This window comes from Autumnicola aciditolerans, assembly GCF_041679265.1.
In the GTDB taxonomy this organism is placed as follows: domain Bacteria; phylum Bacteroidota; class Bacteroidia; order Flavobacteriales; family Flavobacteriaceae; genus Autumnicola.
In genome coordinates this window covers 94,394-110,822 of sequence record NZ_JBGFSM010000002.1, presented here as the reverse complement: position 1 = coordinate 110,822, position 16,429 = coordinate 94,394, and the positions used below count along the sequence as shown (strand labels likewise).

General features: G+C 40.1%; 12 protein-coding genes. 8 read left to right on the top strand and 4 right to left on the bottom strand.

Going from position 1 to position 16,429, the window contains the following annotated elements:
* Positions 1-31: 31 nt before the first annotated feature.
* The 3 genes from AB8M93_RS02235 to AB8M93_RS02225 all read left to right on the top strand — a co-directional run bounded on the left by AB8M93_RS02235 (position 32) and on the right by AB8M93_RS02225 (position 3,488).
* Positions 32-1,222, top strand: a complete 1,191-nt coding sequence (locus AB8M93_RS02235; RefSeq protein WP_373056000.1) for an acetyl-CoA C-acyltransferase — start codon at positions 32-34, stop codon at positions 1,220-1,222.
* Positions 1,223-1,322: 100 nt separating this feature from the next.
* Positions 1,323-1,622 carry a four helix bundle protein gene (locus AB8M93_RS02230; RefSeq protein WP_373055999.1) on the top strand — a complete coding sequence of 100 codons (300 nt, stop codon included), beginning with the start codon at positions 1,323-1,325 and terminating at the stop codon, positions 1,620-1,622.
* Between the two features lie 54 nt (positions 1,623-1,676).
* Positions 1,677-3,488 carry an acyl-CoA dehydrogenase FadE gene (locus AB8M93_RS02225; protein WP_373055998.1) on the top strand — a complete coding sequence of 604 codons (1,812 nt, stop codon included), beginning with the start codon at positions 1,677-1,679 and terminating at the stop codon, positions 3,486-3,488.
* A gap of 64 nt (positions 3,489-3,552) precedes the next feature.
* On the opposite strand, the gene AB8M93_RS02220 is transcribed toward AB8M93_RS02225, so the two are convergent.
* Positions 3,553-4,449 (bottom strand): SMP-30/gluconolactonase/LRE family protein, encoded by an 897-nt coding sequence (locus tag AB8M93_RS02220; RefSeq protein WP_373055997.1) that lies wholly within the window; start codon positions 4,447-4,449, stop codon positions 3,553-3,555.
* A 132-nt stretch (positions 4,450-4,581) separates the two neighbouring features.
* Here AB8M93_RS02220 and AB8M93_RS02215 point away from each other — a divergent pair, with 132 nt between their 5' ends.
* Positions 4,582-5,649, top strand: a complete 1,068-nt coding sequence (locus AB8M93_RS02215; protein WP_373055996.1) for a mechanosensitive ion channel family protein — start codon at positions 4,582-4,584, stop codon at positions 5,647-5,649.
* Here the strand turns inward: AB8M93_RS02215 and AB8M93_RS02210 are convergent.
* Positions 5,635-7,434 (bottom strand): glycoside hydrolase family 15 protein, encoded by a 1,800-nt coding sequence (locus AB8M93_RS02210; protein ID WP_373055995.1) that lies wholly within the window; start codon positions 7,432-7,434, stop codon positions 5,635-5,637. The genes AB8M93_RS02215 and AB8M93_RS02210 overlap by 15 nt on opposite strands.
* 94 nt (positions 7,435-7,528) lie before the next feature.
* On the opposite strand from AB8M93_RS02210, the gene AB8M93_RS02205 reads away from it, so the two are divergent.
* The 4 genes from AB8M93_RS02205 to AB8M93_RS02190 all read left to right on the top strand — a co-directional run bounded on the left by AB8M93_RS02205 (position 7,529) and on the right by AB8M93_RS02190 (position 13,118).
* Positions 7,529-9,742, top strand: a complete 2,214-nt coding sequence (locus AB8M93_RS02205; protein WP_373055994.1) for a bifunctional alpha,alpha-trehalose-phosphate synthase (UDP-forming)/trehalose-phosphatase — start codon at positions 7,529-7,531, stop codon at positions 9,740-9,742.
* Positions 9,743-9,880: 138 nt separating this feature from the next.
* The gene (locus AB8M93_RS02200; protein WP_373055993.1) at positions 9,881-10,168 is read left to right on the top strand and encodes a YtxH domain-containing protein; all 288 of its coding nucleotides are present in this window, start codon (positions 9,881-9,883) and stop codon (positions 10,166-10,168) included.
* A 117-nt stretch (positions 10,169-10,285) separates the two neighbouring features.
* Positions 10,286-11,644, top strand: coding sequence for a M28 family metallopeptidase (locus tag AB8M93_RS02195; protein WP_373055992.1), 1,359 nt, complete (start codon positions 10,286-10,288; stop codon positions 11,642-11,644).
* A 457-nt stretch (positions 11,645-12,101) separates the two neighbouring features.
* A complete protein-coding gene (locus tag AB8M93_RS02190; protein WP_373055991.1) occupies positions 12,102-13,118 on the top strand; it encodes a YlmC/YmxH family sporulation protein in 1,017 nt (338 codons plus the stop codon).
* A gap of 86 nt (positions 13,119-13,204) precedes the next feature.
* Here the strand turns inward: AB8M93_RS02190 and AB8M93_RS02185 are convergent, their stop codons facing one another.
* Complete coding sequence (locus AB8M93_RS02185) at positions 13,205-15,331, bottom strand: Tex family protein (RefSeq protein ID WP_373055990.1); 2,127 nt, start codon at positions 15,329-15,331, stop codon at positions 13,205-13,207.
* A gap of 103 nt (positions 15,332-15,434) precedes the next feature.
* Positions 15,435-16,400 (bottom strand): App1 family protein phosphatidate phosphatase, encoded by a 966-nt coding sequence (locus AB8M93_RS02180; RefSeq protein ID WP_373055989.1) that lies wholly within the window; start codon positions 16,398-16,400, stop codon positions 15,435-15,437.
* Positions 16,401-16,429 lie beyond the last annotated feature (29 nt).

Below are 16,429 nucleotides of genomic sequence, written 5' to 3'. Positions count from 1 at the left end.
ATTCAGCATTTAAAATTTAAAATTCAAAACAATGAACAAAACAGCATACATAGTAAAAGCATACAGAACCGCGGTAGGAAAAGCGCCTCGCGGAGTTTTCAGATTTAAAAGGCCAGATGAGCTTGCAGCGGAAACCATACAGTACATGATGGAACAGTTGCCTGAATTTGATAAAAAGCGCATTGACGATGTGATGGTTGGAAACGCCATGCCCGAGGCAGAACAAGGCCTGAATGTAGGACGTTTAATTTCGCTGATGGGACTTAAAATTGAAGATGTTCCCGGAGTCACCGTTAACCGGTATTGCGCCTCGGGATTGGAAACCATCGCCATGGCAACGGCAAAAATCCAGAGCGGAATGGCAGATTGCATTATTGCAGGTGGCGCCGAAAGCATGAGCTATATCCCAATGGGAGGATATAAACCGGTACCCGATTATAAACTGGCAAAAGAAGGCCATGAGGATTATTACTGGGGAATGGGCCTTACTGCGGAAGCCGTTGCAAAAAAATATGATGTTAGCCGGGAAGACCAGGATGAATTCGCTTATAATTCTCATCAAAAGTCTTTAAAAGCCCAGGAAGAAGATCGTTTCCAGGATCAGATTGTTCCTATAAAAATCGACCAGACCTATGTGGATGAAAATGGTAAAAAACAAACCAGGTCTTATACCATAAATAAAGATGAAGGGCCACGTGCCGATACTTCCATTGAAGTTTTAAATAAGCTGCGTCCCGTTTTTGCTGAAGGCGGAAGTGTAACCGCGGGAAATTCATCACAAATGAGCGATGGCGCAGCCTTTACCATGGTGATGAGCGAAGAAATGGTAAAAGAATTAAACATAGAACCCATCGCCAGGCTGGTAAGTTATACGGCCGTGGGAGTAGAACCACGCATCATGGGCATTGGCCCTGTTCATGCCATTCCAAAAGCACTGAAACAGGCAGGTCTTAAACAGGACGATATAGAACTTATTGAACTTAATGAAGCCTTTGCTTCCCAATCCCTTGCGGTGATAAGGGAACTTGGACTGGATAAAGAGCGATTAAATGTGAATGGCGGGGCGATTTCTATGGGCCATCCATTAGGATGTACAGGAGCAAAACTCTCGGTTCAGATTTTTGATGAAATGCGAAAACGTAACCTAAAAGACAAATATGCCATGGTAACCATGTGCGTGGGAACCGGACAGGGAGCTGCGGGAGTGTATGAAGTATTTTAAATGATGTTAAATGTTGGATGCTGAATGTTGAATTATAAATGAGAAAAATTTGAAAAGTAAAAATATCATATTGGACAAAACTTTCAAGTTCTCACTAAATATGATTTCTCTTTTCAAGAAACTTCAGGCGGAAAAAGAATTCATTATTTCAAAGCAACTATTAAGATCTGCAACCAGTATTGGTGCAAATGTAGAAGAAGCAACTGCTGCACAATCAAAAAAAGATTTTATAAGTAAAATGTCTATTGCTTCAAAAGAAGCTAGAGAAACCAAATATTGGTTGAGATTATTAAAAGAATCGGAGCTGACAAAGCTTGAAGTCTCAAATGAAATAGAAGAGTTAACTCACATAATCAATATTATTACAAAAATCATAATAACAGCACAAAAGAACATTTAATAAATGCGCATTATGAACATTCAAAATTTATAATACAAAATTCAAAATAATAAAATGGAAACTAAAACAGATAAACAATTACTCCGTGGCGGGCAATTCCTGGTAAAGGAAACCAACTGCAAAGAGGTCTTCACTCCTGAAGATTTTAATGACGAGCAAAAAATGATGCGCGATTCTGTAAAGGAATTTGTAGATCGCGAAATCTGGCCAAACAAAGAGGAATTCGAAAAAAAGAATTATGCTTTAACCGAAGAAATTATGCAAAAAGCCGGGGAACTTGGTTTCCTTGGTGTGGCAGTTCCGGAAGAATATGACGGCCTTGGGATGGGCTTTGTCTCCACCATGCTGGTGTGTGATTATATTTCCGGAGCTACAGGTTCTATTGCCACTGCTTTTGGTGCGCATACTGGAATTGGTACTATGCCCATCACCTTGTATGGTACCGAGGAACAAAAGAAAAAATATGTTCCCAAACTTGCTACCGGCGAATGGTTTGGGGCTTATTGTTTAACGGAACCCGGAGCGGGAAGTGATGCGAATTCAGGGAAAACCAAAGCCGTACTTTCTGATGACGGTAAATATTACAGCATCAGCGGGCAGAAAATGTGGATTTCCAATGCAGGCTTTGCCGATTTATTTATTGTATTTGCGCGTATTGAAAATGATAAATACATAACCGGATTTATCGTGGAATATGATAAAGACAATCCCAACGGAATGTCTTTTGGCGAAGAAGAAAAGAAATTAGGGATTCACTCCTCCTCTACCCGGCAGGTATTTTTTAATGATACTAAAGTACCTGTGGAGAATATGCTTTCTGAAAGAGGCAATGGTTTTAAAATCGCCATGAATGCCTTAAATGTTGGGCGTATTAAACTTGCTGCTGCTTCCCTTGATGCGCAGCGCAGGGTTACAGATCTCGCTGTGAAATATGCTAATGACCGTGTACAATTTGATACCCCTATTGCAAAATTTGGGGCAATAAAGTCTAAACTTGCCGAGATGGCAACTTCAGCCTACGCCGGGGAAGCGGCTGCTTACCGTGCCGCTAAAAATATAGAAGACAGGATCCAGATTCGCCAGGACAGCGGGAATTCCCATGCAGAGGCAGAATTGAAAGGTGTTGAGGAATATGCTATTGAATGTTCTATTCTAAAAGTAGCCTGTTCTGAAGATATCCAGAACTGCAGCGATGAAGGAATCCAGATCTTTGGGGGAATGGGATTCTCGGCAGATACACCTATGGAATCTGCCTGGAGGGATGCCCGGATCGCCAGGATTTATGAAGGTACCAACGAGATTAACAGAATGTTGACCGTTGGCATGCTGGTTAAAAAAGCCATGAAAGGGCATGTTGACCTTTTAGGTCCGGCTACCGCCGTTGCAGATGAATTAACCGGGATTCCGTCTATGGACAAACCTGATTATTCTGAACTTCTTGCTGAAGAAAAAGAAATGATTGGCAAGCTTAAGAAAGTATTTTTAATGACTGCAGGAAGCGCTGTGCAAAAATTTGGGCCGCAACTGGAGGAACATCAGCAGCTTTTACTGGCTTCCGCAGATATTTTAATTGAAATTTATCTGGCGGAATCTGCTATTCTGAGAGCAGAAAAGAATGCCAGACGTTTTGGTGAAGAAGAACAAAAAGAACAAATTGCCATGGCGAAACTTTACCTTTACCATGCCGTAGATACCATTACACAAAAAGCAAAAGAGGGCATTGTTTCTTTTGCTGAAGGTGATGAACAGCGTATGATGCTCATGGGGCTAAAAAGGTTCACCAAGTATCAAAATCAGCCTAATGTTGTGGAACTCAGAAATACCATTGCTGAAAAACTGACTTCAGAAAATAAATACTGCTTTTAAAAGCTTTTTGTTAGATTAGTGCAGAAGCCATTCTTCAGGGAATGGCTTTTGCCTTTTTTGAGTATTACCAGCGGGTGCCGTGGACGTTCATTTTAAGAATGTAAACCGCATCCATTGCGGTAATGAACAAGGTTTTAAAATCCTTACCTCCAAAAGTAACATTGGCGGTCCAGTTTTCATCCACCGGAATATGTTTGATTATTTCGCCATTGTTATTGTACACAGTCACCCCGTTTCCGGTTAGATATACATTCCCTTCATTATCTATAGTCATCCTATCAGAACCCTGTTCAGCAAAAAGCGTTTTATCCTTTAGTGTTCCTTCCGCAGAAATAGAATAAGAATAGGTTTTATCGTCACCAATATCAGCGATGTATAATTTTTCCCCATTTGCTGTGCCTATAATTCCATTTGGTTTTTTAAGGTCTTTAGCCACAACCACGGGTTTTTTTTCACTGGGAGCTAAATAATAGACATATTGGCCTTGAAGATCCGGTTGCTCTCTTTCCCAATATTCCCGCTGGTAGTAAGGATCTGTAAAATAAATTCCTCCTTCCTTATCTACCCACAAATCATTGGGCCCATTAAGATTTCCCTCTTCAACATTACTTACCAGGGCTTCAATTTCTTTATTTGGAGAAATTTTGATCAACTGGAAATTTTCATCGGCACAGGCGAGAATATTGCCTTTATCATCAACAAAAAGTCCGTTTGCCCTTTTAGCGTTCTCAAGAAAAACAGAAATCTTACCTGTTCCGGCATCCCATTTCAATATCTGGTTATTTGGCTGATCTGTAAAGTAAACATTTCCCTGGCTGTCTGCAGCAGGGCCTTCAGTAAATTCAAATTCATCAGATACCAGTTGTAATTTTGCATTTTCAGAAATAATAGATTTTTCCTGTGCATTGGTATAAAAGCAGCAGGCAAGAAATGAAATACTCAGGATATAAAATTTCTTCATTTTTGATTTTTTTTAAACATAATCTTGAAGGGCGAAAATGTTTTAGGTTAAAAACTCTATAATTTTTAAGAGGATGGGATTAAAAATATAGCATTTTTCAATAGATTTAGGGAAATCCCCAAATAATTTTATATGGATAATATGGATCAGGAATGGGTAAAATATGCAATTATTGGTATTATTACTTTAATGGCTCTTTTTGGTGCCACTTTTTATCTTCTTAAAAGAATAGGAAAAGATCCTCGCAATATCCTGCCCGTAAATCTAGCCCATCGAATAAAGATCCCTCTGCTAATTTTCCTCATCAGCCTCCTGGGAAAAGTAGCTATAGTTAGCAGGATCTTTCACTTTAATTACACCTACAAAGTGGTAGGACACGCCACTACCATAGGATTTATTATAAGTGTTGCCTGGTTTTTAATTATTGGCTTAAGAATTTTCAAGAGCCATATGCTGCGCAAATATGATGTTTCTTCTGAAGACAACCTTAAAGCAAGGAAAGTTTACACACAGTTTATGATCCTGGAGAACATTGTAATTTTTATAATTGTGATTCTCGCGTTGGGGATTGCGCTTATGAGCTTTGAAAGTATTAGATCTGTAGGAGTTAGCCTGTTAACCTCTGCAGGGATAGCGGGGATTATTATTGGTCTGGCTGCTCAAAAAGCCATTGGAACCTTGCTGGCAGGTATCCAGATTGCCATTACCCAGCCCATGCGCCTGGAGGACGTGGTTATTGTGGAAGGAGAATGGGGCCGGATTGAAGAAATTACCCTCACTTATGTGGTGGTTAAAATTTGGGATAAACGAAGGCTGGTAGTGCCTTCTACTTATTTTATAGAAAATACTTTTCAAAACTGGACCCGGCAGTCGGCAGATATTTTAGGAACCGTTTTTATTTATACCGATTATGACGTTCCGTTTGATGAATTAAGGGCAGAGCAAACCCGAATCCTGGAAAGCACGCCGCTTTGGGACCAACAGGTGAATGTGGTGCAGGTAACCGATGCTACCGAAAAATCTGTGCAAATACGTTTACTGGTTAGCGCCAAAGATTCTCCCACAGCATGGGACCTCAGGGTACTTCTCAGAGAAAAAATACTTGTTTTCCTTCAAAAGAATTACCCTGAAAGCCTGCCGCGTACAAGAATTGAAATTCCCGGACCTATTCAACAGAAAACAGCATCAGAAGACACCTAAGAAGTTTTCTTCGGAAACCAGTCCCTTGCTAAAGTTAGCGGCTGTTTCTATCAAAGCCAGGTGGCTGTAGGCCTGTGGGAAATTTCCTAGCAAACGCTTGGTTTCAAAATCAATATCCTCACTAAAAAGTCCTAAGTGATTACTATAAGAAAGAAGGCGGTCAAACATATCTTTGGCCTTTTCTTTTTCTCCAATTTTATAAAGGCTGTCTATTAACCAAAAGGTACAAATAGTAAAAGAAGAGCTGGGCTCTCCAAAATCGTCTTTATTTTTATAGCGGTACATAAGGCCATCCTTACATAATTCCTTCTCGGTAGCCTGAACGGTGCTAACAAATCGCGGGTCCCGGGCTTCAATAAAACCGTAGGACTCCATTAATAAAGTAGAAGCATCAAGGTCTTTAGAACCGTAAGACTGTGTATATGCCTGGATTTCATCATTCCAGCCATTGTTATAAATATCATTGTAAATATCAGCCCGCAGCGTTTTCCATTTGGTATCGTTAACGCCCATCCTAAGAACTTCCCCAATTTTAATAGCGCGATCTACGGCAACCCAGCATAATAATTTTGAAAATACAAAGTGCCGGTCTTCGGTGCGCAATTCCCAGATGCCCTTATCAGGTTTTTCCCAGTTTTCTTCAACAATCATCACAATTCCGCGCACAATGGTCCATAATTCCTCACTGTTCTCAAGAGAGGTTTCAAACTGTAGGAATTGCTGATAGATGACCTCCATTAAAATTCCGTAGATATCATTTTGCTTCTGGATATAGGCGGCGTTGCCCGTTCTAACCGGGAAAGAACTTTTGTATCCTTTCAAGTGGTCAAGGATATGCTCGGTAAGTTCTTTCTCTCCGTTTATTCCGTACATAATCTGGATTTTTTCATCCTTGTTCGGGATAATATCTATTATAAACTGAAGAAAATCCTTGGCAGATTTTACGTGTCCCAGGCCGGCCATTACCTTTATTACCATAGAAGCATCGCGAATCCAGCAAAAACGGTAATCCCAGTTGCGTTCCTCTCCAATGGTTTCTGGTAAAGAAGTAGTGGCTGCTGCCAGCACCGCCCCAGATTTTTTATAACTCAAAGCCTTTAAAACCAGTGCACTTCGCATTATTTCATTTTGATAATGGGAGTAGCGGGTGGTTTTTTCACTCCAGTTCATCCAGTACGTCTTGGTTCGCTGGAATTTTAAGTAGGACCTATCCAGGGATTGGGTTACTAATTTCTCATGATATCCCACAAGACAATAAGCATTTTCTGTTAAAGTGATTTCACGATATTCCAGAATATCATCTAAATCAAAACTTGAATAGAGGAAAATAGCATCATACTTGCCCTGCCTGGTAAAACTTTTTATGTAATCACCTTTATTTTCATTAAAGGTTTCCTCCCTTGCAAATTCCAGTCGGGGATCATATTTCACCTTTAATTTAGGTGCTCCCTTTAACAACCTGAAAAACCTTATCACATCCGGTGGGGCATAATAGGAACCGTCGTCCCGCGGGTATCTGGGCATAAAATCTATAAGCTGAAAAGCATCCTCTCCATTTTCAAAAACCGTGCTTAATATGTTGGTTTCCCAAAGGTATTCCTGGGTTATCCTATAGTCATCGCTTACATTAACTTCAAAGCTTCCACCTATTTCGTCATCTAAAAGTTTGGCAAATATTCCTGCTGAATCAAAGTTGGGGAGACAACACCAATCCATGGATCCTGTTTTTGAGACCAAAGCGGCACTCTTACAGTTTCCGATTATTCCGTAATCTAAGTTTTCCATATAATCTTAAAGTTCTTTTAAAAGAATGGTATTCTAAAATGATTTTCGGAAATTTAAGAAAATTCAACTTGGCAGCAACAGAACCAAACAAAAAATGAGCAAAACAATTATTATATCTAATCGCTTACCCTTACAAATAAACATCGAAAATAATCATTTGGAAGTTATACCCAGTGTGGGAGGACTAGCCACAGGTCTCAAATCTTTTCACAAAGAAGGAGACAGCATCTGGATAGGATGGAGTGGCATGCCGGAGGAAGAAATTCCAGAGCACCTTTTGGAGGATGTAAAAATTAAGGCAAGAGAAGAAGATTGTATTGCCGTAAATCTTACCGCAGAAGAGATTGATGGTTTTTACTATGGCTTTAGTAACAGGACCGTGTGGCCTCTTTTCCATTATTTTATGGAATATACCGAATCTGATGACTGGTACTGGGAAACCTATAAAAAGGTAAATCAGAAATATGCAGAAGAAGTTTTAAAACATTATGAAGTAGGAGACCATATCTGGGTGCATGATTATCAGCTTCTTTTAGTTCCTAACATGATTCGTGAACAAGCGCCGGAGGCTATTATTGGCTTTTTTAACCATATACCTTTTCCATCTTATGAAGTATTTAGAACCCTTCCCTGGCGGGAAGAGGTACTGGAGGGAGTTTTGGGAGCAGATCTTATTGGCTTCCATACCTATGATTATGAAAGGCATTTTCTAAGTTCGGTGAGCCGAATTTTGAGGCACCAGGTAGATTTTAATGAAATTACCCTGCCGGACAGGATTGTAAAAGTAGATTCTTTCCCAATGGGAATTGACTATGATAAATTTGAAAAAGCCGCGCTTAATCATTTTGAAAATACTGCCGAAGATAAATCGGAATTACAAAGAAGGCTAGACCACCATCTTAAAGCCACTCCCGATGCGAAACTTATTTTGAGCCTGGACAGGCTGGATTACACCAAAGGGATTGCTAACAGGCTGCGTGCCTTTGAATTCTTCCTGGACAAGTATCCCGAATTTATAGAAAAAGTGCGCCTGGTGATGCTCGCTGTGCCTTCCCGTTCTAATGTACCACAATATCAACGCCTTAAAAGGGAAATTGATGAACTGGTAGGAAGGATTAACGGGAAATTTTCTACCGTTAGCTGGACTCCTATCTGGTATTTTTACCGTTCTATGCCTTTTGAAAATCTTATAGACCTTTACACCTCCTGTGATATAGCGCTACTTACTCCAATTCGTGACGGGATGAACCTGGTAGCCAAAGAATATATTGCTACCAGAACAGACCATAGCGGCGTGTTAATCTTAAGTGAAATGGCCGGGGCAGCACACGAAATGAATGAAGCTATCCTGATAAACCCAAATAACTTCGATCAAATGGCCAATGCCCTGAAGCAGGCTTTTGAAATGCCTCTTGAAGAGCAGATGGAACGCAATAAAATGCTTCAGAAAAGACTGAAGCGGTACAGCGTGGAAAAATGGGCTCAGGATTTTATGAAAGCCTTACGAAATACAGAAGATAACAGGCAGGCTTTTGAAGCGTCCAGAATATCTCCTTCTGTTTTAAATGATCTTAAAGAAAGTTACCATAAAGCAAAAAACAGGATTTTGTTTTTAGATTACGACGGAACCCTGGTTAATTTCACAGATAAACCTGAAAATGCCAGGCCAGACGAAGATCTTAAATTGCTGATTTCTGAACTCATAAAACAGGAAAATACAGAGGTGGTACTTATAAGCGGCCGGGATAAAGATACCCTGGGGAACTGGTGGCAGGATATTCCTGTAGAACTAATTTCTGAACATGGTACCTGGATTAGAAAAATTAACGGGGAATGGCAGCTTTCCGAAAATGTAAAAAATGACTGGATGGAAGCGGTTAGACCGGTGATCGAAAATTTTGTAGACAGGACACCAGGTACTTTTATAGAAGAAAAAAACTATTCCCTGGCATGGCATTTTAGAAAGGCAGATCCGCAGCTGGGCGAAATACGCGCTAACGAACTTTCCAACGTCCTGAAAGAACTTATTTCCAACCGGGGCCTTAGTGTTCTTGAAGGCAATAAGGTACTGGAAATTAAAAGCAGTGGTGTAAACAAAGGAAAATCCGCCAGTAAAAAAATAGGAGGAAGAGAATTCGACTTTATTTTTGCCCTGGGAGACGACTGGACAGATGAATATATGTTTAAGGAACTACCTGAAAAGGCAATTACCGTAAAAGTGGGAATTAAGCAGACCAGTGCCAGGTACTATGTGGAAGATACTAAAAAGGTGCGCAATCTCCTTAAGGCATTTGCAGGAATAGAATAAGGTTTAAATATGTTAAATTTATTGACAATTCTGGTTAAAGTTTATGCCAATGTTAACTCTGTATGTATGGTTCCAAATTAACATTGCCTTATATTTACTGCTAACCTATTACAAACTAAAATTTAAAATATAGCTATTATGAAATCAGGAAAATTATTGCTTGGATTAATATCAGGTGCAGCTGCGGGAGCGCTTGCAGGCCTTCTACTTGCTCCCAAAAAAGGTGCAGATACCCGTAAAAGGATCGCACAGACTTCAGATGATTACATCTCCGGAGCAAAAGGAAAAATAAATAATTTCACCGATTCTCTTAGCCACAAAGTGGATGCTCTTAAAGCAAAATCGAAGGCTAACCTTACCGATTCGAAAACAAAAGAGAAGGTAAACGAAGCTAAGGCAGAAGTTCACGAGATGAAAGCCAGCTAGACCTGAAGAAGTAAAAAAACAAAACCTCGGAATCCCGGGGTTTTTTTATGCCTATTATTCTCCGTTGCATTTGTACCGTAGAGAAAACTTTGCTTAAATTACCTTCAAAAAAATTTCATGGTAAAATTTAGAAAACTCTCCCTTAGTCCAATTCTTTTATTCTTTAGCTTCTGTTTTTTCACTCCTGCATTTTCCCAGAGTACAGATGAGCGCCTGTATGATATCATAGACCATGTCTCTGCAGACAGAATTGAAAAAGATATCAGGAAACTGGCCGGGTTTGGAACAAGGAACACTTTTAGCGACACAGTCTCCAACACTCGTGGAATTGGTGCCGCAAGACGCTGGATAAAATCGCAATTTGACCAGATTTCAGCAGAATGTGATAACTGCCTGGATGTCTTTTATCAAAAGAATTTAGTATCCCCTGAAGATGGCGAGAGAATCCCACACGAAGCTCTTGTGGTAAATGTGGTTGCCATCCAGAAAGGGACAAAATATCCAAACCGGTATATAATAATGAGCGGGGATATTGATTCCCGAAATTCTGATGCCACAGATTTTAAAGGAGATGCCCCAGGTGCTAACGATAATGCCAGCGGAATGGCCGGTGCAATGGAAGCTGCCCGGGTGTTGTCTCAGTACAAATTTGAAAGCAGTATTATTTATGCGGGACTCTCCGGGGAAGAACAGGGCCTTTTTGGCGGAAAAGGGCTGGCAGAATATGCAAAAGAGAATAACTGGGAAATTATTGGAGTTCTCAATAACGATATGATTGGAAATATTGAAGGTGTAGACGGGGTAATTAGCAACAGGGACTTCAGGATTTTTTCAGAGCCCGTCCCGCCTACAGAGACAGAACAGGAAAGAAGAATGCGTAGGTATTACGGTGGCGAGGTAGACGGTATCTCCCGGCAGCTTGCACGATATATCCATAAAACCACAGAAAACTACATGCCGGAAATGAACCCGATTATGGTGTACAGGCTGGATCGTTTTGGGCGCGGCGGCCACCACAGGTCTTTTAACGATCTTGGTTACGCCGGGGTAAGGATTATGGAAGCTCATGAAAATTATAATAGGCAACACCAGGATTTAAGAACAGAAAACGGGATTAAATACGGAGATGTAATAGAAGGAGTAAATTTTGATTATGCGAAAAAATTAACTGCAGTAAATGCCATTAATATGGCGAGCCTTGCCTGGGCTCCTCCAGCTCCCAAAAATGTAAAAATTGGCGGGATTGTAGAGCCTTCAGCTAAACTTCGATGGGAAAAAGCAGAGGGGGATATTGCAGGTTATAAGATCTACTGGAGAGACACTACTTCCCCAACCTGGGACAATTCACGATTTGTGGGCGATGTAAATGAATTTACACTGGAAGGTATTGTAATAGACAATTACTTCTTTGGGGTTTCTACAGTTGGAAAAAACGGTCATGAAAGTCTGGTGGTTTTCCCTTCAGGAACTTTTTAAACCAATAATTAGCAATTTTCAGTAAATACGAAGGCCGGAAAATTTTTCCGGCTTTTTTATATTTTACATTTCCCTATTTTTCTTAAGCCTTAATTAACAATACTTTATGCAAAGCTTAAATATATTTAGAATTTGATGTTATTACCTTAGAATTGTTTACACAAAGGATATTATTAATGAACCTGAAAAAGAAAAAGAGCTTTAGAATAATTTTTCTGATAACAACATTGGGAATGCTGCTTTTTCTTATCCTGATGAATGATAAGGGAGTAATTATCCTTCAGTTTAAAAGAACAGAGAAAGTAGCTATAAATCAAAATTTGAAGAACCTGTACAAACAATCTAATATTTTTTATCTGAAAAAAGCCTTACAGGGTCAATTCTATTTTCAAAATGAAGCTCTTGCTCAGGTTCAGGAAATACAACATAGAAACAACCATTTTAAATATAGAAGAATATGAGTACCACAGAAAAGCATAAGCATTTATACCATTTTAGCGAGTTGTCAGATTATAAAATTTCGAAACATGATCCCGATGTCCGCGGATGGTCCGTAAAAGACAGGGACAACCGCGTTATTGGGAAGGTAGATAACTTGTTGGTTAATAAGGACCTGGAAAGGGTGGTTTATCTTGATGTAGAAGTAGATTCTACCATAATTGAAGCAGACCACGACCCATACGGTGCGCCTGCTAATGAAAATGTGCATGAGTTTATAAACAAAGAGGGCGAAAATCACGTAATTATTCCCATTGGAATGGTGGGTTTTAATAAAGATCAGAAATTTGTTTACACAGATACTATTGATTACCAGACTTTTTCAGAGACAAAAAGATACCGTTCCGGCACTAATGTAGAGCGTCATTATGAAAATAATGTCCTTAAATCCTATAACCGCGACCGGGACATTGTAGAGGAAGACAGGAAAAGAGCGCACAGCAGCCGGGAAAGGGAGGCTGAAGATTTGGTAGATGACGGCAGACACCGCGGAACCTCAATTAATTCCCTATCTGATGAAGAAATACGCCGAAGGGAAATTGAAGAAAGGGATCATCCACGCCATCGAGCTACAGAAGACAGGCCGAAGAAAGGTACAGTAGGTTCTGCCCGGCATGCCGATACTTCTTATGACCGGGAATTTCAAAGTGAAAGAGAAAAGGAACATCAGCGTTTTGAAGATGTAGACGAACAGGCCAGAAGAAAAAAAGTAAATGGCCCTGATACGCGTGGCAACACTTCTTATAACAGGGATTTTGAAAGTGAGCAATCCTCAGAGCGGCCGCAGGATGAATATATTGGTGATGATGCCTTTAGCCGGGAGAAGGGCGATTATGAAAGGAAGAGAAAAAGCAGTTACGCTGCAGACAGGGAAGAAGCCGAACGGGAACACGAATATAATGAAGACGATCCTTTTTATGACCGCGAAGAATTTAGAAACCGGGAATACAGGGGGCGAAGAGACTTAGACAGCTAATCTCGATGTAAATTTAACCTATGAGAATTGGGGCCGACTTTAGTTGGCCCTTTTTATTAGCATCACAAAATCACGTGTAGAAATATTTAATCCACCAGCGACAATTGTATCCTCTTCCGGGCCAAATCTACTTCCAGAACAGTTACTTCTACCTGCTGATTTAGTTTTACTACTTCATTTACATCAGAAACATACTTTTTGGCAAGTTTGGAAATATGAACAAGGCCGCTTTCTTTAATGCCGATATCCACAAAACAACCAAAATTGGTAATGTTGTTTACCAGTCCCGGCAATTTCATTCCTTCCTTTAGATCCTCAATTGTTTTAACTGAAGGGTCAAATTCAAATTGGGTGATTTTACTTCGGGGATCCAGCCCTGGCTTTTCAAGTTCTTGTTTGATATCCTGTAGCGTAGGCAGCCCAACTTCCGCAGAAGTATAAGCCGAAAATTTCAAATTTTGAACAGCTTCTTTATTTCCAACCAGCTGCTCCAGTGTCAGGTTTTTATCAGCCGCCATTTTTTCTACAATGGCATAACTTTCCGGATGAATCCCGGTATTATCCAGCGGGTTTTTAGTGTTTTTTATCCGCAGAAAACCTGCAGACTGTTCAAAAGCTTTTACGCCTAACCGCGGCACCTTCAGTAATTCCTGCCGGTTATGGAACCCGTTGTTTTCGCTCCTATAGCTAATAATGTGAGATGCTAAGCCAGGACCAATCCCCGAAACATAAGACAAAAGTTCCTTACTTGCCGTATTCACATTCACCCCAATGCGGTTTACGCAGCTCATTACCACATTATCCAGTTTATTCTTCAACTTTGTTTGATCTACCTCATGCTGGTACTGCCCTACCCCGATAGATTTGGGATCAATTTTCACCAGTTCTGCCAAAGGATCAATTAGCCTGCGGCCTATGGAAACCGCCCCGCGAACCGTTATATCATAATCGAGAAACTCTTCCCTGGCAATTTTTGATGCGGAATAAACCGAAGCCCCGGCCTCATTTACTACAAAAATGGGCACTTCTTTGTCAAATTTGATCTTTTTAACCAGGTGTTCCGTTTCCCGGGAGGCCGTGCCGTTTCCAATAGAAATTGCTTCAATTTTATAGGCGTTAACCAGCGATTTTAATTTCTTCATCGCCATGGTAAATTCCTTCTGTGGCGGATGCGGATAAATATTTTCATTGTAAAGCAAACCTCCATTTTCATCAAGGCACACTACTTTGCATCCAGACTTAAATCCGGGATCAATAGCAAGAATCCTCTTACTGCCAAGCGGGGGTGCAATTAACAACTGCTCCAGGTTCGAGGCAAAAACGGCGATAGCCTCTTCGTCTGCCTTTTCTTTAGCCGAATTTAAAAATTCTGCGGTAAATGAAGGTTTTAGCAGTCTCTTAAAAGCATCAGCTATCGCTTCAGAAATTACGGCAGTTGCCTTAGAAGAAGTTCCCTTGATAATAGTACGGGAAATCAGCCTCCTGGCCTCTTCCGGATCTACTTCAATTTTAATACGCAAAATATTTTCTACCTGTGCCCTGTGAAGTGCAAGGAATCGATGGGAAGGAATCCGGCTTAAGCTTTCTGTCCAGTCAAAATACTGCTGATACTTTTGTGCTTCAGCTTTATTTTCTTCTGCTTTTACCACTTTTGAAGAAATTACAGCCGTCCTGCCATAAAGCGTTCTCAAACGGGAACGTACGATCTTGTTTTCATTTATCCATTCGGCTATAATATTCTTAGCGCCTTCAATTGCTTCTGAAGCCGAAACGATTTCACCCTTTACAAATTTTTCAGCCGTTGCTTCGGGATGCGCGGCATTCTGTGCCATAATAATTCTGGCAAGAGGCTCTAAGCCCTGTTCCCTTGCGGCATCTGCTTTAGTTTTTCTTTTCTTTTTAAATGGCAGGTAAAGATCTTCCAGCTCAATTAAACTTTTGGTATTTTTTATTTGTTGCTTTAAGGAATCACTTAATACCCCTTGTTCTTCAACAGATTTAAGGATACTAACCTTTCTTTTTTCAAGTTCTGTCCATAAATTGGCAAGGTTGGCAATTTTTTCAATCTCCACTTCAGACAGGTTGCCTGTGGCCTCTTTTCTATAACGGGCAATAAAGGGGATAGTGGCATCCTGGCCTAAAAGGCCCAGAGTATTTGTCAGGCTTTTCCGGCTGATTTCAGTTTGAGAAGCAACAAAATCTAATAATTCCAACAGGAAAGGTTTTTGGATGTTTAAAAAACCACAAAGATATTGGAAACAATAGAAAAACGGTGGTCATTTCTGCAGAAAGCGTACTGAAAATAGTTGAAAAATTTTAGATAATTTCTACTTCCTTTGAATGCTCTATGGCCTTTTCGCTGTTTTTAAAATAGCAGGTGGACACACCCATATCTTCTATATTCTTAAGCACTTCCAGCACTTCCTTTTTTTGGGAACTTCTGGTCTGCCTAATATAAATGGCCCCAATACTTAACGGATAAGTTTTACAAATTCTTTCATAAAGATAAGGGTCTTTTTGCGAATCGTCCCCCAGCAGTACATATTGCAATTTTGGATAAAAGGCGATAATATCTTTTATTTTATCATATTTGTGATTGTGGCTGCCTCTTCCGCTGGAAAGAAAATCACGAATCCCTGTCTTTATTTTTTTCAGCTTAATAACCGCTTTGGGAAGCTCATGTATGCGCGCAAATTCTTCAATAAACTCATATAAATTCCATTCACTGCTGGAAACATAGAAAAAAGAGTTTGAAGCTTCTTCACTATCCTGCCCCGCAATACTAAGGGCGCGGTAATGTTTTACCACATCGCTGAAGATTTTGCGCTTGTTCACATTTTTGGAAAGCATCACATACAGCTTTTTAAAGAAGCTGTTGCTGTGGGAGATCAGGAAGGTATCATCTATATCTGAAATAATGGCAAATTTACTTTTGTAAGGTTTAAGCAATTCTCCTTTTTCAATAATACCGAATTCATGCAGGTCGCAAATGACCTCATATTTGTGCCAGCCGCTTTCCAGTTCATCTGTGAAAGGCACCGAAAAACGAAAATAACCATCTTCCTGTGTTTTTGTAGTAACATCTAGATTTTTAAATTTCAGCCTGATTTTTACATTTGGCAGGGGCTTGATCCTGAACATATGGATAATGGAAAAAGCGTGGCGAATTCCTTTACGGTCAAGGCGGTATTTATCTGGAGCCCAGGATTTAAAAACATGCCCAAAAACAATGAGTTCCTGGTCGTTAACATAACCCCGGTACAATTTTAAATCAAGTTTCAAAGCTTTAATTTTTCTCTAACTAACATTCA

What these genes read in the sequence shown, in the direction of transcription:
- AB8M93_RS02190 (WP_373055991.1), top strand. Translation starts at nt 12,102, where the DNA reads ATGAGTACCACAGAAAAGCATAAGCATTTATACCATTTTAGCGAGTTG.
- AB8M93_RS02235 (WP_373056000.1), top strand. Translation starts at nt 32, where the DNA reads ATGAACAAAACAGCATACATAGTAAAAGCATACAGAACCGCGGTAGGA.
- AB8M93_RS02220 (WP_373055997.1), bottom strand. Translation starts at nt 4,449, where the DNA reads ATGAAGAAATTTTATATCCTGAGTATTTCATTTCTTGCCTGCTGCTTT.
- AB8M93_RS02205 (WP_373055994.1), top strand. Translation starts at nt 7,529, where the DNA reads ATGAGCAAAACAATTATTATATCTAATCGCTTACCCTTACAAATAAAC.
- AB8M93_RS02210 (WP_373055995.1), bottom strand. Translation starts at nt 7,434, where the DNA reads ATGGAAAACTTAGATTACGGAATAATCGGAAACTGTAAGAGTGCCGCT.
- AB8M93_RS02195 (WP_373055992.1), top strand. Translation starts at nt 10,286, where the DNA reads ATGGTAAAATTTAGAAAACTCTCCCTTAGTCCAATTCTTTTATTCTTT.
- AB8M93_RS02230 (WP_373055999.1), top strand. Translation starts at nt 1,323, where the DNA reads ATGATTTCTCTTTTCAAGAAACTTCAGGCGGAAAAAGAATTCATTATT.
- AB8M93_RS02200 (WP_373055993.1), top strand. Translation starts at nt 9,881, where the DNA reads ATGAAATCAGGAAAATTATTGCTTGGATTAATATCAGGTGCAGCTGCG.
- AB8M93_RS02225 (WP_373055998.1), top strand. Translation starts at nt 1,677, where the DNA reads ATGGAAACTAAAACAGATAAACAATTACTCCGTGGCGGGCAATTCCTG.
- AB8M93_RS02215 (WP_373055996.1), top strand. Translation starts at nt 4,582, where the DNA reads ATGGATAATATGGATCAGGAATGGGTAAAATATGCAATTATTGGTATT.